This window comes from Pseudoxanthomonas sp., assembly GCF_036845285.1.
GTDB lineage: Bacteria > Pseudomonadota > Gammaproteobacteria > Xanthomonadales > Xanthomonadaceae > Pseudoxanthomonas_A.
On sequence record NZ_DAIUEE010000005.1, the window covers coordinates 233,053 to 250,317 of the forward strand.

The 17,265-nt window shown below is 68.5% G+C and carries 15 protein-coding genes; 2 read left to right on the forward strand and 13 right to left on the reverse strand.

What is annotated here, in order from left to right; all coding sequences use genetic code 11:
• Positions 1–3: 3 nt before the first annotated feature.
• The 7 genes from V7060_RS08650 to V7060_RS08680 form a co-directional block, all read right to left on the reverse strand.
• Complete coding sequence (locus tag V7060_RS08650) at positions 4–1,944, reverse strand: heme lyase CcmF/NrfE family subunit (protein ID WP_334178831.1); 1,941 nt, start codon at positions 1,942–1,944, stop codon at positions 4–6.
• A gap of 350 nt (positions 1,945–2,294) precedes the next feature.
• On the reverse strand, positions 2,295–2,756 hold the full coding sequence (gene ccmE / locus V7060_RS08655) for a cytochrome c maturation protein CcmE (protein WP_334178832.1): 462 nt from the start codon (positions 2,754–2,756) through the stop codon (positions 2,295–2,297).
• A 3-nt stretch (positions 2,757–2,759) separates the two neighbouring features.
• A complete protein-coding gene (locus V7060_RS08660) occupies positions 2,760–2,927 on the reverse strand; it encodes a heme exporter protein CcmD (RefSeq protein ID WP_142124188.1) in 168 nt (55 codons plus the stop codon).
• Positions 2,924–3,682, reverse strand: coding sequence for a heme ABC transporter permease (locus tag V7060_RS08665; protein ID WP_334178833.1), 759 nt, complete (start codon positions 3,680–3,682; stop codon positions 2,924–2,926). The genes V7060_RS08660 and V7060_RS08665 overlap by 4 nt, the downstream gene beginning before the upstream one ends.
• A 16-nt stretch (positions 3,683–3,698) precedes the next feature.
• Positions 3,699–4,385 (reverse strand): heme exporter protein CcmB, encoded by a 687-nt coding sequence (gene ccmB / locus V7060_RS08670; RefSeq protein ID WP_334178834.1) that lies wholly within the window; start codon positions 4,383–4,385, stop codon positions 3,699–3,701.
• A 244-nt stretch (positions 4,386–4,629) separates the two neighbouring features.
• Positions 4,630–5,280, reverse strand: coding sequence for a heme ABC exporter ATP-binding protein CcmA (gene ccmA, locus V7060_RS08675; protein ID WP_334178835.1), 651 nt, complete (start codon positions 5,278–5,280; stop codon positions 4,630–4,632).
• 106 nt (positions 5,281–5,386) lie between these two features.
• The gene (locus tag V7060_RS08680) at positions 5,387–5,893 is read right to left on the reverse strand and encodes a DUF3293 domain-containing protein (RefSeq protein WP_334178836.1); all 507 of its coding nucleotides are present in this window, start codon (positions 5,891–5,893) and stop codon (positions 5,387–5,389) included.
• Between the two features lie 70 nt (positions 5,894–5,963).
• Here V7060_RS08680 and V7060_RS08685 point away from each other — a divergent pair, with 70 nt between their 5' ends.
• Positions 5,964–7,115, forward strand: a complete 1,152-nt coding sequence (locus V7060_RS08685; RefSeq protein WP_334178837.1) for a pyridoxal phosphate-dependent aminotransferase — start codon at positions 5,964–5,966, stop codon at positions 7,113–7,115.
• A gap of 150 nt (positions 7,116–7,265) precedes the next feature.
• Positions 7,266–8,063 (forward strand): amidohydrolase, encoded by a 798-nt coding sequence (locus tag V7060_RS08690; RefSeq protein WP_334178838.1) that lies wholly within the window; start codon positions 7,266–7,268, stop codon positions 8,061–8,063.
• Positions 8,064–8,878: 815 nt separating this feature from the next.
• Here the strand turns inward: V7060_RS08690 and V7060_RS08695 are convergent.
• The 6 genes from V7060_RS08695 to V7060_RS08720 are packed head-to-tail and all read right to left on the reverse strand — an operon-like array spanning position 8,879 to position 17,089.
• Positions 8,879–9,328 (reverse strand): PaaI family thioesterase, encoded by a 450-nt coding sequence (locus tag V7060_RS08695; protein WP_334178839.1) that lies wholly within the window; start codon positions 9,326–9,328, stop codon positions 8,879–8,881.
• A complete protein-coding gene (locus tag V7060_RS08700) occupies positions 9,325–9,708 on the reverse strand; it encodes a hypothetical protein (protein WP_334178840.1) in 384 nt (127 codons plus the stop codon). The genes V7060_RS08695 and V7060_RS08700 overlap by 4 nt, the downstream gene beginning before the upstream one ends.
• Before the next feature lie 2 nt (positions 9,709–9,710).
• On the reverse strand, positions 9,711–10,919 hold the full coding sequence (locus V7060_RS08705; protein ID WP_334178841.1) for a PQQ-dependent sugar dehydrogenase: 1,209 nt from the start codon (positions 10,917–10,919) through the stop codon (positions 9,711–9,713).
• A 20-nt stretch (positions 10,920–10,939) separates the two neighbouring features.
• Positions 10,940–12,814 (reverse strand): ABC transporter ATP-binding protein, encoded by a 1,875-nt coding sequence (locus tag V7060_RS08710; RefSeq protein ID WP_334178842.1) that lies wholly within the window; start codon positions 12,812–12,814, stop codon positions 10,940–10,942.
• Positions 12,815–12,874: 60 nt separating this feature from the next.
• On the reverse strand, positions 12,875–13,975 hold the full coding sequence (locus V7060_RS08715) for an efflux RND transporter periplasmic adaptor subunit (protein ID WP_334178843.1): 1,101 nt from the start codon (positions 13,973–13,975) through the stop codon (positions 12,875–12,877).
• 21 nt (positions 13,976–13,996) lie between these two features.
• The gene (locus V7060_RS08720; RefSeq protein WP_334178844.1) at positions 13,997–17,089 is read right to left on the reverse strand and encodes an efflux RND transporter permease subunit; all 3,093 of its coding nucleotides are present in this window, start codon (positions 17,087–17,089) and stop codon (positions 13,997–13,999) included.
• Positions 17,090–17,265: the final 176 nt, after the last annotated feature.

The following is a 17,265-nucleotide window of genomic DNA, read 5'->3' on the forward strand; positions in this document are numbered from 1 at the left end:
TGTTCATGCGGGACGCGCCTCGGTTTTCTTGTGGTTCCGGAACCGGCGGTCGGTGGCGGTGACGAAGCCGCCGAGTGCCATCAGCGCGGCACCGAGCCAGATCCAGCGGACGAAGGGTTTGATGTGCACGCGCAGCGCCCAGGCGTCGTTGCCTAGCGGTTCGCCGATGGCGACATAGATGTCGGTCAGCACGCCGGGCTTGATGCCGGCTTCGGTCATCACCTGGCCGCCGCTGGCATAGGCGCGCTTTTCCGGGTGCAGCAACGCTACCGGCACGCCATCGCGCAGCACCTGCACGTGGCCGCGGTCGGACAGGTAGTTGGGCCCCTGGGTTTCATCGACACCCTGGAAGTGGAAGCCCCAGCGGCCGACTTCGACCGTCTGGCCCGGCTTCACCGCCAGTTCGCGCTGCACGTTCAGGCCTTCGACCAGCAGCGCGCCGACCAGGAATACCGCAATGCCGGTATGCGCGAGCGTCATGCCGAGCATCTCGGGCGTGAAGCGGCCATTGGCGCGCAGGCGCGACCAGACGAAGCGCAGCGTACCCAGCCCGACCCACGCCGCCCCCAGGATGCCGGCGGCGACCTTCAGCTTGCCCTGCGGCGCCATGACGTACGCGATGGCGGCCAGCACCAGCGCCAGTCCCGCCCACGGGAGCAGCATCGCCACCAGCTTGCCGGGCTTCTCGCGCTGCCACTTGGCGAGTGGACCGAACGGCACCAGCGCCACCAGCGGCGCCATCAGCACGATGAAGAGCAGGCTGAAGTACGGCGGGCCGACGGAGATCTTGCCGAGGTCCAGCGCATCGGCGATCAGCGGGTACAGCGTGCCCAGCAGCACCATCGCGCAGGCGGCGGCCAGCAGCAGGTTGTTGGCCAGCAGCAGCGTCTCGCGCGAACTGGCGGCGGAATAGCGCTTCTCGCCGTCGGCGTCGGCCAGTTGCGGCGCGCGCAGCGCGTAGAGCAACAGCGAGCTGCCGATCACCAGGCCGAGGAAGATCAGGATGAACACGCCACGGGTGGGATCGGCGGCGAACGCATGCACGCTGGTGATCACGCCCGAGCGCACCAGGAACGTGCCGAGCAGCGACAGCGAGAATGCCGCGATCGCCAGCAGCAGCGTCCAGCCGCGGAACGCACCGCGCTTCTCGGTGACCGCCTGCGAGTGGATCAGCGCGGCGCCAACCAGCCACGGCATGAAACTGGCGTTCTCGACCGGGTCCCAGAACCACCAGCCGCCCCAGCCCAGTTCGTAATACGCCCACCAGCTGCCAAGCGCGATGCCGAGGGTCAGGAAGCCCCAGGCCACGTTCGTCCATGGCCGCGTCCAGCGTAGCCAGCGCGCATCCACATGGCCGTCGAGCAGCGCGGCGATGGCGAACGCGAACGGCACCACGAAACCCACGTAGCCCACGTACAGCAGCGGCGGATGGATGATCATCCCCGGGTCCTGCAGCAACGGGTTGAGGTCGCGACCTTCGCCGGGCGAGGGCAGCAGGCGGATGAAGGGATTGGACGTGAAGATCAGGAAGGCGAGGAAGCCGATGGCGACCACGCCCATCACGCCGAGCACGCGCGCCATCACCACCGGCGGCAGGCCGCGCGAAAACAGCGCGACAGCGGCGGTCCACAGCGCCAGCACCAGCGCCCACAGCAGCAGCGAACCTTCGTGCGAACCCCAGACCGCGGTATAGCGGTAGACCATCGGCAGCAGCGAGTTGGAATTGTCGGCGACGTACTTCACCGAGAAGTCCTGCTGCACGAACGCCACGGTCAGCGCGATGAAGGCCAGCATCACCAGCCACAGCTGCGCATACGCGGCGGGTCGCGCCACGTCCATCCAGGCGGCCTTGTTGCGCTGCGCGCCTGCCAGCGGCAGCACCGACTGCAGGCTGGCGACCAGCAGCGCCAGGATCAGCGTGATTTGTCCGAGTTCAGGGAGCATCAGTCATCCAATTGCGGTGCGAACGGAAGCAAAAGCGCCCCTCATCCGGCCTCCGGCCACCTTCTCCCCGCAGGCGGGGAGAAGGGAACGGATCGCTTCGGCAAGTCGCAGCGCGGAGCGTCTCGGTCCCTCGATCTGCGGCACGCAGTCCCTCTCCCTGCGCAGCGGGGAGAGGGTGCCGAAGGCGGGTGAGGGGCGAGCGGAGACGTGGGGCGTCGACGGTTCGGACGGCGGCAGCGAGCGCAGGGCGACAAAACCAGCGACCGCGGAAGGGGAAGCGCCCCTCATCCGGCCTTCGGCCACCTTCTCCCCGCGCGCGGGGAGAAGGGAACTGACGGCAGGTGCGAGGCTCAATTCGCCGACCCCGCAGGCGCCGCCGGCACATCGTGCTTCTGGTGCGCCTTGCCCATCTTGTCGGCGACTTCCTTCGGCATGTATTCCTCGTCGTGCTTGGCCAGCACGTCGGTGGCGACGAACACGCCATCCTGCATGGAACCGGTCGCGACGACGGCCTGTCCTTCTCGGAACAGGTCGGGCAGGATCTTGTCGTAGCGCACGGTCAGCTGCGCATCACCGTCGGTGACGGCGAACTGCGAGACCAGCGAGCCGGGCTCGCGCCTGAACGAGTTCTTCTCGACCATGCCGCCGAGGCGGAAGCGGGATTCGGCGGCTTCGCCGCGCAGCACTTCGGCCGGGGTGTACAGGTAGGCCACGTTGCGCTGCAGGGCCATTGCGATCAGCGTGGTGGCGAGGCCGGCCACCACGACGGCGAGCAGGACGAACAGCAGGCGACGGCGACGTACGGGGTTCATCGATCAGCGTTCCAGGTCGGCGGGGGCGGCACTGCGACGCGCGTCGCGCGCCACGCGTTGGCGGGCGGCGCGCAGTTCGCGGCGCACCTGCAGGCGCGGGGCCAGGAAATCCCAGCCCAGCACCAGGGCGAACACGGCGTAGGCGCCGATGACGTATTCGAAGTAGCTCACGGCGCGGCCTCCTTCGCGGCGGCGAGTTTCGCCACCCAGTCCTTGCCGGCTTCGCGACGCAGGTTGTCGGCGCGCGCACGCGCCAGCAGCGAACCGGCGAACCAGAACTTGGTGGCGACCACCATCAGCACCAGCGGCAGGATCATGCTGTCGTCCATGCTGGACTCGCCGAACACGCGGATGGTCTGGCCCTGGTGCAGCGAGTTCCACCACACCACGGAATAGCGGATCACCGGCAGGATCGCCACGCCGACGATGGCCAGCAGGCCGGCGGCGCGCGCCGCGTTGCGGCGGTCGTCGATGGCGCCGTACAGGCCCATCACGCCGAGATACAGGAACAGCAGGATCAGTTCGGTGGTCAGGCGTGGATCCCAGTCCCACCAGGTGCCCCACATCGGCTTGCCCCAGATGCTGCCGGTGGCCAGGGTGATGACGGTGAAGGCGGCGCCCGTGGGCGCGCAGGCCATCGCCAGGATCTCGCACAGCTTGATGCGCCAGACCAGCGCGATGGCCGCGTAGAACGCCATCAGGCCGAACACGAACATGCTCATCCATGCGCTGGGCACGTGGATGTAGAGGATGCGGAAGCTGTCGCCCTGCTGGTAGTCGGCCGGCACCACGAACAGCGCCTGCCACAACCCGAACCCGAGCAGCACGATGGCGGCCAGGTAGCACCACGGTATCCAGCGTGCCGCGAAACGGTCGAAGTACGGCGGCGAACCGAGTTGGTGGAACCAGCGGACGAGAGGATTCATGCGGCGGCGTCGGTCTTCAGGTCAGGGCGATGCGGATCGCCGCGGCGGCGGCCAGCGGCGCCAGCAGCAGCGAGAGCAGCAGGCCGGCGGCCAGCCAGAGGAGGGCGCCGGAGGCATCCAGCCCTTGTGCGCTGGCAGCCACGGCGCCGGCGCCGAACACCAGCACGGGCACGTACAACGGCAGCGCCAGCAGGGCCACAAGGATACCAGAGCGCCTCATGCCGACCGTCAGCGCCGCGACCACCGCGCCCAGCAGGCTCAACAGCGGCGTACCCAGCGCCAGCGTGGCCAGCAGCATCGGCAGTTCGGCGTGCGGCAGGTGCAGCATCTCGCCGAGCAGCGGCGTCGCCAGTACCAGCGGCAGGGCGGTGGTGGCCCAGTGCGTCAGCACGCGGACCAGCACCAGCCAGGCCAGCGGCACCGGCGCGAGGATCCATTGTTCGAGCGAGCCGTCCTCGGCATCGCCGCGGAACAGCGTATCCAGCGACAGCAGACCGGCCAGCAGCACCGCCACCCAGATCACCGCAGGCGCGACCTTCGACAGCACCAGCGGCGCGGTACCCAGGCCGAGGGCGAACAGCACCACCACCAGCAGCGCGAACAGCGCCGGCTGCAACGCATCGCCACGGCGGCGCCACAGCAGTTGCAGATCTCGGGTGATCAGGGCACGCGCGGTCTGGAACAGGGACGGTGCTGTGCTCATGCGTGGCCCCCCATGAAGCAGCCCCTTCCCCCGCCTGCGGGGGAAGGCTGGGATGGGGGCGAAGCGGAGTCATGTGCCGTGATCACGGCATGGGAATTCCACATGCCCCTTTCATGTGTACTCGACACTCGATGCGGGACTGCATCGGTACATCGACGTGCGCCGTCTCGCCCCCACCCCAACCCTCCCCCGTTAACGGGGGAGGGGGCGGTGTGCGGGGGATACGGGACCACGGCCGCAGGGGTCATGCCGTGCCTCCCCGCGCCAGCACCAGCATGCGCGTCTGCACCGGCGGTGCGGCATAGGCCCCGTGCGTGGTGACCAGCGCGGCGCCGCCATCGCGCAGATGCGCGGAAATCATCCGGTTCACCAGGGTGATGCCGTCCAGGTCGAGGTTGGCGTAGGGCTCGTCCAGCAGCCACAGCGGTGACGGCGACAGCCACAGGCGCGCCAGCGACAGGCGCTTCTTCTGGCCGGCGGAAAGCTGGCGCGCGAGGGCGTCCTCGTAACCGGCCAGGCCCACCATCGCCAGCGCATTGCCCGGCATCTGGCGCGCGCGCCGGCCATGCAGGCCGCAGAGGAAGTTGAGATTTTCCAGCGTGTTCAGGTCGGCCTTCAGCGCCGGCAGGTGGCCCAGGTAGGCCATCGCGTGCGCGCGGCGTGAGGGGCCGGCGGGCTGGCCGTCGATGTCGATCTGGCCGGCGTCGGCCCGTAACAGGCCCGCCAGCACGCGCAGCAGCGTGGTCTTGCCGACGCCATTGCCGCCCTGCACCAGCAGCGCTTCGCCCGCGTCCACGGCGAAGTCCAGCGGCCCGAACACCGGCTCGTCGTTGCGCGAGAACGCCAGCGCGCGGGCGGCCAGCAACGGCGGGTGGTGGGGAGCGGCGTCGGTCATCGGATCGGGCGTTCCCGGGCGGGAGGCTGGAGTGTCTTGGAGGCTCAGCCGCCCATTCTAAGCGGAGGGGCCGGTCAGGCCGCCTGCGACAGACGGTCGCGGTCCGTCAGCCCACCCAGTCCGTGTGCGGGTCGCCGTCCGCCTGCGGCGGGCGCGGCCACATCATCCGCAGCCGCACCGGCGTGTCGGCGTGCCAGAACAGGGTGCCGCCCTGGCCGAATTCGCATGCCAGCGCGTCGGCCTGCGCCTGCGTGGCATCCAGTACCAGGCAGCCGTGTTCCACCATCCCGCCCTGGTTGTTGCAGCCCAGCGCGGGATGGAAGGCCAGTCCCAGCGTGTGCAGGCGTGCGTGCAGGCGCTCCTGTGCGTCGTCATTGACGTGGCGCGGTGCGTCGCCCGGAGGGGGATTCCATGCCGTGATGAACAGATAGCGGCTGGCCATGACCTGCCGCTCGACGTCCTCGGCGGTCGCGCCTGCGCGGAACAGCCATTCCTGGCGGCCCACCGACACGAAGTAGTGCGCGGCGGCCCAGGCGGTGGCCAGCCGTGCGCGCTCCGCGTCGGGGACATCCCCGGTTCCGGTGCCGTCGGCGGGAACACTGTGTTCGGCCATGGCCGCATCATCGCGCGTAATGGCGAGCGCGTACACTCCGCCTTCCTCCTCATCGAGTGCCTGAACCGGGATGCTCCAGCCCCAGACCAAGCTGCCCAAGGTGGGCACGACCATCTTCACCGTGATGTCGCAGCTGGCCGCCGAGCACGGCGCGGTCAACCTGGGGCAGGGTTTCCCCGATTTCGCAGTGCCATCGCGGCTGGTGGACGAACTGGACGCGGCGATGCGCGCCGGCCACAACCAGTACGCGCCGATGACCGGCGTGGCGCCGCTGCGCCAAGCCATCGCCGAGAAGGTCCTGCGCTGCTACGGCCGGCAGGTGGATCCGGACACCGAGATCACCGTGACCAGCGGCGCCACCGAGGCGCTGTTCAACGCGATCCATGCGGTGGTGCGCCCGGGCGAAGAGGTCATCGTGCTGGACCCCGCCTACGACAGCTACGAGCCGGCCATCGAACTGGCCGGCGCGCGCGCCGTGCACGTGCCGCTGGATCCGCAGACGTTCGCGGTCGACTGGGACCGCGTGCGCGCGGCGGTCACGCCGAAGACGCGCCTGCTGATCGTCAACAGCCCGCACAACCCGTCTGGTGCGATGTTCGATGAATCCGACATCCGCGCGCTGTCCGCGTTGCTGGAAGGCACCGGCATCTACCTGATCTCCGACGAGGTGTACGAGCACATCGTGTTCGACGGCCGCCGCCACGAGTCCATCCTGCGTTACCCGGACCTGGCGGCGCGCGCGTTCGTGGTATCCAGCTTCGGCAAGACCTACCACTGCACCGGCTGGAAGATCGGCTACGCCATCGCGCCGCCGGCGCTGAGCGCAGAATTCCGCAAGGTGCACCAGTACAACGTGTTCTGCACGTTCGCCCCGGCGCAACATGCGTTCGCCGCGATGATCCGGCACGAACCAGGGCACTACGAGCACCTGGGCGCGTTCTACCAGGAAAAGCGCGACCGCTTCCGCGAACAGCTGCTGGGTACGAAGTTCACACCGCTGCCGGTGCCGGGCGGCTACTTCCAACTGGTCGACTATTCGGCGGTCAGCGACCTGCCGGATGCCGAGTTCGTGAAGTGGCTGACCATCGAGCACGGCGTCACCGCGATCCCCCTGTCGCCGTTCTACGAGACGCCACCGGCCGGGCAGCGCCTGGCGCGGCTGTGCTTCGCGAAGAACGAAGCGACGCTGGATGCGGCGATCGCGCGGTTGAAAGCGCTGTAATCATTCGTCATTCCGGCGAAAGCCGGAATCCATCTGGTTTTTGCTCCAGGCTCTGAAAACCGGCAAAGCCAATGGATCCCAGCGTTCGCTGGGATGACGTCGGAACCATTGCGATCGTCTTCACCTGAAGGCGGCCTGGAGAAAGAATCCATGCAGGACCTCCGCATTTCCCTCGTGCAGGGCGAGACGCGCTGGCACGACCCGGCCGGCAACCGCGACTACTACGGTGCATTGATCGCGTCGCTGGCGGGGCAGAGCGATCTGGTGATCCTGCCGGAGACCTTCACCAGCGGCTTCAGCAACGACGCGATCGACCAGGCCGAGGGCATGGACGGCGCCACCGTGGCGTGGATCCGCGAACAGGCAGCGAAACTCGATGCCGCCGTCACCGGCAGTTTGCAGTTGCGGACGGCCGAAGGCGTGTTCAACCGCCTGCTGTTCGCGACGCCCGATGGCGAACTGCAGTACTACGACAAGCGCCATCTGTTCCGCTACGCCAACGAGCACAAGCGCTATGCGGCGGGCAGCGGACGGCTGACGGTGGAATGGAAGGGCTGGCGGATCAATCCGCTGGTCTGCTACGACCTGCGCTTCCCGGTGTTCGCGCGCAACCGCTACGACGTGGAGCGGCCGGGGCAGCTGGATTTCGATCTGCAGCTGTTCGTCGCCAACTGGCCGGCGGCGCGGGCGTATCCGTGGAAGACGCTGCTGCGGGCGCGGGCGATCGAGAACCTGTGCTACGTGGCGGCGGTGAATCGTGCCGGCACGGACGGCAACGGCCACGATTACTCGGGCGACAGTGCGGTGATCGACATGCTGGGGCAGCCGCTGGTGGAACTGCCTGCGGGCGAGGGCGTGGTGACGACGACGATCTCGGCGGAGGCGTTGGCGGCGCATCGGGAGCGGTTCCCGGCGATGCTGGATGCGGATCGGTTCGAGTTGCGCTGAGCCGAGTCCCTCTCCCTCGACTTGAGTCCCTCTCCCATCGGGAGAGGGGTTGGGGTGAGGGGCAACGAAGTCCGCCTCTTTAGTCTGCTCTGGCCGGCACCACATCCCCAGTGGCCTTTGGTTCGATGGCCTTGCGGGTTGGGCTTTTCTCTTTGAAATATGGTGCCGCTCGCCGCGGGGGCGTCCCTTTCTTTGCTCGTGCAAAGAAAGGAACCAAAGAAACACGCCCCAGGCGGCACGCCCTCCGCGCTGCGCGCTCCGGGTCCGCGAGTAGGCCGGGAATTTTCGTAAGGCACATCCATGTGCCATACGAAAACGCCGCCATCCATGGCGGCGCCCTTCGGGTTTTGCCCGGCCCACTCGCCGTGCCTCATGGGGACCCCTGAAGCGTGAGCAAAGCCGGCGTCGTATGTATCTGGGGTGGCTCCTGGGTCCCCTGAGGTCCGGCAGTCGCGGCGGGTAAAACCCAAACGGGGCGGCGCACAAGGATGTGCGCCGTTTTCGTACAGGGCAGGATGCCCTGCACGAAAATTCCCGCCGGGACTGCGAACCCGCCGCGCAGCGGCGGGCGGACCGCCGGGGTGTGTTTTCTTTGCCTACTTTCTTTGCATAAGCAAAGAAAGTAGGGCCTCCGCGGCGAGCGGCGCCATGCGTGGCTCAATGCACCGCACTCGAAAGATGCACGCAGTACATCCATCGATGATGTGCGTTTCGAGTGAATCGCGGGTGTGGAGAGATCGCCGATAGCCGGCATGGACCGGCTTCGTTGCCCCTCACCCCAACCCCTCTCCCGTTGGGAGAGGGGCTAAGCAGCATCAGCCTGCCTTCTGCGGCAGGATCTGGCACACCGCCTGGCACATCGCCAGTACGCTGCCCGCCTCATCGCGTACCTCGCCTGCGAGGAACAGGTGATGGCGCGTGCGTTCCATCAATCGCGCATGGCATGTGATGTGCGGCAGGTCCGGGGTCACCGGTCGCAGGTACTGCGTGTTGAGCGAAGTCGTCACGCTCGGCGGTGCGATCAGGTACGAGAACGGCCCCAGCGTGTTGTCCAGTGCCGCCACGATGAAGCCGCCCTGCATGTAGCCGATCGGATTCCGGTAGCGCGGCAACACCGGGAAGCGCATGGCCAGCGACTGCCCTTCCACGTACTCGACCGGCTCGCCCTGCATGTCGAGCAGGCAGGGCGGCGGAATCTGCAACGGCGCGCCATCCGGCAGGCGCGCGCGCAGTAGTGCGTTGATGTCGGTCGCGATATCGCTCATCGGCTGAAGCTCAGTTCGAACGACGTGAAGAAGGGCGCGCGCGGCGGTGCCGACAGTGTGCTGGCGGCGATCCGCTTCTGCACGCAGATCGCCAGTGGCGTACTGCCTTCGCGCCACGTGCGCACCACCTTGCCGCCGGCATCCAGTTCCGCCACTACCACGAACGGCGAGGTATCCGCCGTTGGGGTGGCGCAACCGGTGGCGGCGGCATCCAGTGCAAGGCCCTGCGCCTCGTGCATGGCGCTGGCGTCGGCGGCGGAAAGCGACGCCTCGTCCATGTCTGCACGCTGCTTGGCAGCGGTGTAGTCGCCGGGCGATTGCGCGTGCGCCAGCGACATGAAGCACAAGCCGCCGATGAGCAGGAGACGTCGCATCGTCATCGTCAAGGCACCTGCGGCGGTTCGATGCGCCAGACCTTGCCGTCGTCCTCGTCGGTGACGACATAGACGGCGCCATCGGCCGCTACCCGCACATCGCGCACGCGCTCGCCGATCTCGTTGAGCAGGCGCTCTTCACCGGCGATCCTGTCGCCGTCCAGGGTCAGGCGGATGAGGTTGCGTTCGGCCAGTGAGCCGAGGAACAGGCTGTCGTTCCACGGTGTGCCGGGCTTGCCGGTGAGGAAGGCCATGCCGGACACGCCGGGCGACTTCTCCCACACGTGATGCGGCTGCTCCATGCCGTCCTTCGCCTTGCCTTCCGCTTCCGGGATCGGCTGGCCGGAATAGTTGATGCCGTAGGTGATGATCGGCCAGCCGTAGTTCTTGCCGGGCTGCGGCAGGTTGATCTCGTCGCCCCCGCGCGGGCCGTGCTCGCTCTGCCACAGCTTGCCGGTGCGGGGATCGCGCGCCATGCCCTGCATGTTGCGGTGACCGTAGCTGTAGATCTCGGGACGTGCGTCGGCGCGGCCGACGAACGGATTGTCCTGCGGCACGCTGCCGTCCAGGTTCAGCCGCACCAGCTTGCCCTGCAGCTTGCCGAGTTCCTGCGAGGTGGCGCGATGGTTGCGTTCGCCCTGGCTGATGAAAAGGTGGCCTGCGTCGTCGAACACGATGCGCGAACCGAAATGGTTGGGGCCTTCCAGCTTCGGTTCCTGGCGGTAGATGACCTGGACGTCCGACAGCGCATCGCCGGACAAGGTGCCGTAGGCGACGGCCGTGCCGGCCGTGCCGTTGTCGCCGGGTTCGGCGTAGCTCAGGTAGATGCGCCGGCTGCTGGCGAAGTCCGGCGCCAGCACGACATCCAGCAGGCCACCCTGCCCGGTGGCGAACACCTTGGGTGTGCCGGCGATCGGCGCGGACACGGCGCCGTCTGCGCCCACGCGACGCAGCTGGCCGCTGCGTTCGGTGACCAGCATGGCGCCATCCGGCAGGAACGCCAGGCTCCAGGGATGGTCCAGGCCACTCGCCACGCGGGTGACGCGGATCTGTCCCTGCGCGCTCGCCAGGGTCTGCGTGGGCTGGCTGGCAGGTGCGGCCTGCGCGGGGGCCGGGGCGGCGCCCATGGCGGCATCGCCGTTGGCGGAGGAATCGCACGCGGCCAGGGGCAGCGCGAGGAGGAGGGCGGTGGCGAGTCGGTGGTGGTTGCGCAACATCGTGTCTCCTGTGGGGAAAATCATCGGTAACCGGCGGCCTGCAGTTCGAACAGTTCGGCGTAGCGGCCGCCGGCGGCCATCAGTTGTTCGTGCGTGCCGCTCGCTTCCAGGCGGCCCTGGTCGAGGACCAGGATGCGGTCGGCCATGCGGACGCTGGAGAAGCGGTGCGAGATCAGCACCGCGGTCCGATTGTCCGACAACTCCTTGAAGCGCTGGAAGACCTCGAACTCCGAGCGCGCATCCAGCGCGGCGGTCGGTTCATCCAGGATCATCACCTGCGCATCGCGCATGTAGGCGCGCGCAATGGCGATCTTCTGCCACTGCCCGCCGGACAGGTCCACGCTGTTCTTGAAGCGGCGGCCGACCAGCTGGTCGTAGCCGCGCGGCAGGCCTTCGATCACCTCGTCGGCCATTGCACGCGCTGCGGCGGCGCGTATGCGCGCCTGGTCGTCCATCGCCTCGATGCGACCCACGCCGATGTTCTCGCCGGCGGTGAGGTGGTAGCGCACGAAGTCCTGGAAGATCACGCCGATGTTGGCGCGCAGGTCGTCGAGGTCGTAGTCGCGCAGGTCGCGCCCGTCCAGCAGGATGCGGCCTTCGTCCGGGTCGTAGAGGCGCGCGAGCAGTTTGACCAGCGTGGTCTTGCCGGCGCCGTTCTCGCCGACCAGCGCCAGCACTTCGCCGGCCTGCAGTTGAAAGTCGAGGTGCCGCACGGCCCAGCGTTCGGCATCGGGATAGCGGAAGCCGACGTTCTCGAATACGAAGCCCTGCGTGATCGGGCGCGGGATTGGCGCGGCATCGGCGGGCGAGGTGATCTCCGCTTCGATCTCGAAGAACGAGAACAGGTCGTCCAGGTACAGCGCCTGGCCGGCGACCTGCGAGAAGCCGATCAGCAGGCCTTCGAGCAACTGGCGCAGGCGCAGGAAGCTGCCTGCCAGGAAGGTCAGGTCGCCGATGCTGAAATCGCCGCGCACCGTGCGCCAGGCGATGTAGCCGTAGGCGACGTAGTAGCCGAGCGTGCCGAGCGCGGCCAGCACGGTACCCCATAGCGCGCGCCGGCGCGCCAGCGCACGGTTGGCGAGGAAGAACTTCTCGGCCAGCCCGCGGTAGCGTTCGATCAGGAAGCGGTGGAGGTTGAAGATCTTCACCTCCTTCGCGGTTTCCACGCTGGCGCCCATCTGCCGCAGGTACTCCAGCTGGCGCCGCTCCGGCGTCCACTGGAAGTTGAGCGAATAGCCCAGCGCGTTGAAGTGCGCCTCGCCGACGAAGGCGGGAATCAGCGCGACCGCGAGCAGGGCGATCAGCCAAGGCGCGTAGACCAGCAGGCCGGCGGCGAAGGCGACCACGGTGATCGCATCCTGCAGCTGGCCGAACAACTGGCTCATCAGGTTCATGCGGCCCATCGTCTGGCGACGGGCACGGTCCAGCTTGTCCTGCAGGTCGGGGTCTTCGAAGTCCTCCAGGTCCAGCGTGGCCGCGTGTTCCATCAACCGCACGCTGGTCGCGTTGGTGAACAGCTCCGACAGCAGCGCGTCGGCGTAGCTCACCATGCGGCCCAGCAGGTCCGAGCCGATGGCGAGCGCGAATTCCAGCGCCAGCAGCGACGCCAGCGTGTCCAGCTGGCCACTGCGCCAGGCCTCGCCCAGCGAGCCGAAATCCAGGCCCAACCCGACCAGCCGGATGGCTTCGTCGATGATCAGCTTGGCGATGTACAGCGTGACCACCGGCACGAAGGCGCGCAGCAGGCGCAGTCCGAGGCTGGCGAGCGTCAGCACGCGGCTGGTCTGCCAGATCTGGCGCAGGAACGGGCCGAGGTTGCGCATCGCGTCGAAGCGCTCGCGCAGGTTGGGCGTGGAGGTGCGCGTGGGTGCGGCGTGCGGGGAGGGTGACGGCATGTCGGGATTGTGCCCGTTCACGTTGTCGTCGTCAGTGAAGAGGGCGCGCGTCGGCCTCCGTCAGCGCATCGCCATGGCCGGCCCCAGCGGCTGGATGTCGAGCGACTGGCCGGACTCCACGCGCTCGCCGCCGCGGACGATCAGGCGATCGCCGGCGCTGACGCCGCCGGTCACCTCCACGAGGCCATCCACCTCGGCGCCGGTCTTCACCGGCACGCGTTCGGCCTTGCCGGCGGTATCCACGCGCATGACGAAGTCGCCTTCACGGCGCAGGATCACCGCGTCGCGCGGTACCGCCACGACGGTGCGGGCTTCGGCGCTGGGCAGGCCCACGTCGACGGCGGTGCCGACCGGGATGTCCAGCCCGGCGACCGCGATGCGCAGCTCCAGCTGGCGCGAGGTGTCGTCGCCCACCGGCACGAGCGCGCTGACCGGGTAGGTGTGTTCCTCGCCGCCGCTGCGCACGCGCACACCGGTGCCTGCGGCCAGATGGCGGGCCAGGTCGACCGGCGCACGCACGCGCACCTCCTGCGCGCCGGTATCCACCAGCCGCGCAACCGATCCGCCGGCGATGAGGTATTCGCCGAGTTGCGTATGGCGCTCGGCGACGATGCCGTCGAACGGCGCCCGCACCACCATCTGCGTGCGCTGGTGCCGTGTCTGCGCGAGCTGCGCCAGCACGCGCGCACGGTCCTGGGCCAGCACGTCGCGGTCCGCGCGCAACTGTTCGTACTGCGCACGGGCGATGTTCTGCTGCGCCGCGAGTTGCGCATAGCGCTGTTCCTGCCGGTTGGCCAGCGCCAGCTGCGCCTGGATGCGCGCCAGGTCGGCCTGGCCTTCCTGCTCGCGCAGGCGCAAGGCGGTGTCGTCGAGCACGGCCAGTGCCTGGCCCTTGCGCACCCGCTGCCCCACCTCGGTGACCTCGATGACGCGTCCATGCTGCTCGCCGGCCACGCGCGCGTCGCGGCGGCTGATGACGCTGCCGGGCGACCAGTGGCGCGGCGCGAACGCGGTGCTGACGGCTGGCGCGACACTGACGATCACGGGTGGCGCATCGGGCTTGTCGGCGGGTGCGCTGGCATCGGCGTCCCGTTCCAGCAGGGGGAGGGCGAGGACGCCGGCCAGCGCGATGGCGAGCAGCAGTTTGGGGAGGGGACGCATGGGGATTCTCCGGAGCAGGGATCAGGAAACGGCGTGGGGGAGGGAAGCGGCGATGGTGTCGTCCGACGGCCGCGCGGTGCGTTCGCCGGCCAGGCGCAGCAGCGCCGGCACCAGCACGACGGTGAACAGCAGGCTCAGCGCGACGCCGCCGACGGAAACCGCAGCCAGGCCGCGGTAGATCACGGCACCGGGGCCGGGATTGATCGCCATCGGCAACGCGCCGAGCACGCCGGTGAGCGCGGCGATCAGGATGGGGCGCAGCCGCTGGTCCAGCGCCTGCTTCAGTGCGTCGTCCAGCGATGCGCCGGCAGCCTGCGCTTCGCGTGCCTGCGCCACCAGCAGGATGGCGTTGTTGATCACCATGCCCAGCAGCATGATGAAACCGATCATCGACAGCAGGTCGAGCGTCTGTCCGGCGACCATGTCCAGCATGCGCAGGCCGGCGACGCCGCCCAGCACCGCCATCGGCAAGGTGGCCATGACGAAGGCGCTGTCGCGCAGGGACTTGAACATCGCCGCCATCAGCATGAACAACACCACCAGCGCCAGCGCGAAGTTCGCCCCCATGCTGCGAACCACTTCGCCCAGGCGATCGGCGCTGCCGGAAATGCGGATCGCGGCATCCGGCGGCAGTGCATCGCGCAACGCGGGCACGATCTCGCCGTTGACGATATCCAGCGCTTCCTCCAGCGACATCGCCGTGGGTGGATCGACCGTCAACGTCACCGTGCGGCGGCGGTCGATGCGGCGCAGCTGGTTCGGTGCCAGCACGGTGTCCACCCGCGCCAGGTCGTCGAGGCTCAGCACGCCGCCTTGTGGCGTTGCCAGGGGGGCGGCGCCGAGACGTTCGACATCGTCGCCGCGGTTGCTGCGCAGGATGATCGCGAGGCGACGATCGCCGTCGAAGTACTCGCCCAGCCACTGGCCGTCGCCCAGCGTACGCACCACCGTGCCGAGATCGGGGCGACGCCAGCCGACCTCGGCCAGCCGGCGATCATCCGGACTGACGCGCAACTCCGGCGTGCCGGCATCCGCATTCGGCCAGGCCTGCACGTTGGCGCCGGCGAAGCGGTCGGACAGCAACTTGCGCCCGGCTTCGGCGGCCCGCGCCAGTGCGTCGCCATCGCCATGCTGCAGGTGGATGGCGATGGCGCGCGCCGAACCGCCGAAGCTGCCGAACAGCTCGCCTTCGCTGGCGAAGGCGCGCGTGTCCGGGAAGCCGACGACGATCTCGTCGCGGACGATGCGTTCCATTTCGCCTATGTCGTCCGGGTCCACCACGCGCGCGCCCAGCGAACCGCCACCGGGCCACACGTTGAGGTACCAGTTGCTCAGCTGCGGCCCCTTCTCGCCGTCCATGTACGGCCGCATGCGCGCCAGGATGACCGGTGCGATCTCGCGGTTGACGCGTTCAGGACTCATGCCGGGCGGGAAATTGAAGAACGCATCCACGGCGGCCCGCTTCACCGGCGGCAGGTAGTCGATCTGCGGCATCAGCAGCGCGGCCATCAGCATCGGCGCGAACACCAGCGCACCGACCCACGTCCATTGGCGCCTGCGGCCTTCGGTGGTACGCAGCGCCCAGTCGCTGATGCGCGACCAGGCGCGGTGCTGCGTGGCATCGCCGGGGCGCGTGCGCAACCAGCTGCCGGCGGCCGCGGGCAATACGGTGACCGCGACCAGCAGCGAGATGCCGACGGCGATGGAAATGGTCAGCGCCAGGTCTGCGAACAGCTGGCCTTCCACGTCGTCCATGAAGATCACCGGCAGGAACACCGCCACCGTGGTCAGCGTGGACGCCACCAGCGCACCGCCGACCTGGCGCGTGCCTTCCAGTGCGGCGCGCGACGCGGGCAAGCCCTGCTCGCGCAGGCGGACGATGTTCTCCGCCACCACCACGGCGGCATCCATCACCATCCCGACGGCGAAGGCGAGACCGGCCAGCGAGATGACGTTGAGGCTGCGTCCGGTCAGTTGCAGCACGATGAAGGTGGCCAGCAGCGAGATGGGGATCGCGCACGCGATCAGCGCGGTGGCGCGCACATCGCGCAGGAACCACCACAGGCAGCCGATGGCCAGCAGCACGCCCGCAGTCAGGCTGCCGGACAGCAGGCCGAGCGCGCGGTTGATGAACACCGAGGCATCGAAACTCTGCGCGATGTCCAGGCCCAGCGGCTTGAGTTCATGCTCGCGCACGTCGGCGACGACGCGCTTCACCTCGTCCAGCGTGTCCAGTACGTTGGCGCCACTCTCGCGCAGGACGCGCAATCCGATCGCCGGATTGCCGTTCTGGTAGGCGAAGAAGCGCTGCTCAGGCCGTTTTACCTCCACCACCGCGACATCACCCAGGCGAACCGGGCGCCCGTCGCGCCAGGCGAGGATCAGTTCGCTCATCGCTTCGGGCGAATAGCGGCCGGCGAAGCGCAGCACGTATTCGCGACGGCCGGTTTCGACCACGCCGCCGGAGACGTCGGTGGCGCGCGCCGCGACGGCGGCGACCTCGGGCACCTGGATACCGAGTGCGGCGGCACGCTCCAGGTCGAGGGTGATGGTCAGTTCGTCCCCGGCGCTCCCGTTGATCTCCACGCCGGCCACGCCATCGACCGAGGTCAGGCGCGGCACGATGCGGTCCTCGATCAGCTGCCGGTAATCGAGGATGTCGCCGGCGGTGCCGGGCAGTTTCTGGACGAAGAAGAACGTCAGCGAATTGTTGGCGTTGTCGGCGCCGGCCCGCACGACCGGCGGCGTCGCATCGCGCGGGAGCGGCTGCAGGCGGTTCATCCGGGACAGCACTTCCACCAGCATCGCGTCCATGTCGCTGCCGACGGCGAAGGTCAGGTTGATGAAGCTGTTGCCGGCGTTGACGTTGGAGGCGATCTCATCCAGCCCCGGCAATCCCTGCATGACGGCTTCGATGGGCTCGACGATCTCCGACTCCATCTCCTGCGGCGAGGCGGCACGCCACGCGGTCTGGACGGACATCTGCGGCCGTTCGATGTCGGGGAACAGCTGCAGCGGCAGCTTGCCCAGGCTCATCAGGCCGAACGCGCAGACCATCGCCACGACCACCGCGACAGCGGCCGGATTGCGCAGGGAAGCGTCGGTGAGTTTCATCGTGCGGTCCGCGTGGTGGTCGGCGGTGCGCACGATGCGCGCGTCTTCTATTGCGGTTATGGCCCGGAAGTCATGCGATGCTTCGGATTGCGGCGAGCGGTGAAGACGTTACGACGAACCGAGTATTGAGAATCTGCGTTACGCGCGTCTAGCTCCGTTGTAGGAGCGACGTAAGT

Excerpts from the sequence above, each read along its gene's own strand:
- V7060_RS08650 (WP_334178831.1), bottom strand. The coding sequence starts at position 1,944 with ATGCTCCCTGAACTCGGACAAATCACGCTGATCCTGGCGCTGCTGGTC.
- ccmE (WP_334178832.1), bottom strand. The coding sequence starts at position 2,756 with ATGAACCCCGTACGTCGCCGTCGCCTGCTGTTCGTCCTGCTCGCCGTC.
- V7060_RS08665 (WP_334178833.1), bottom strand. The coding sequence starts at position 3,682 with ATGAATCCTCTCGTCCGCTGGTTCCACCAACTCGGTTCGCCGCCGTAC.
- ccmB (WP_334178834.1), bottom strand. The coding sequence starts at position 4,385 with ATGAGCACAGCACCGTCCCTGTTCCAGACCGCGCGTGCCCTGATCACC.
- ccmA (WP_334178835.1), bottom strand. The coding sequence starts at position 5,280 with ATGACCGACGCCGCTCCCCACCACCCGCCGTTGCTGGCCGCCCGCGCG.
- V7060_RS08680 (WP_334178836.1), bottom strand. The coding sequence starts at position 5,893 with ATGGCCGAACACAGTGTTCCCGCCGACGGCACCGGAACCGGGGATGTC.
- V7060_RS08685 (WP_334178837.1), top strand. The coding sequence starts at position 5,964 with ATGCTCCAGCCCCAGACCAAGCTGCCCAAGGTGGGCACGACCATCTTC.
- V7060_RS08690 (WP_334178838.1), top strand. The coding sequence starts at position 7,266 with ATGCAGGACCTCCGCATTTCCCTCGTGCAGGGCGAGACGCGCTGGCAC.
- V7060_RS08695 (WP_334178839.1), bottom strand. The coding sequence starts at position 9,328 with ATGAGCGATATCGCGACCGACATCAACGCACTACTGCGCGCGCGCCTG.
- V7060_RS08700 (WP_334178840.1), bottom strand. The coding sequence starts at position 9,708 with ATGACGATGCGACGTCTCCTGCTCATCGGCGGCTTGTGCTTCATGTCG.
- V7060_RS08705 (WP_334178841.1), bottom strand. The coding sequence starts at position 10,919 with ATGTTGCGCAACCACCACCGACTCGCCACCGCCCTCCTCCTCGCGCTG.
- V7060_RS08710 (WP_334178842.1), bottom strand. The coding sequence starts at position 12,814 with ATGCCGTCACCCTCCCCGCACGCCGCACCCACGCGCACCTCCACGCCC.
- V7060_RS08715 (WP_334178843.1), bottom strand. The coding sequence starts at position 13,975 with ATGCGTCCCCTCCCCAAACTGCTGCTCGCCATCGCGCTGGCCGGCGTC.
- V7060_RS08720 (WP_334178844.1), bottom strand. The coding sequence starts at position 17,089 with ATGAAACTCACCGACGCTTCCCTGCGCAATCCGGCCGCTGTCGCGGTG.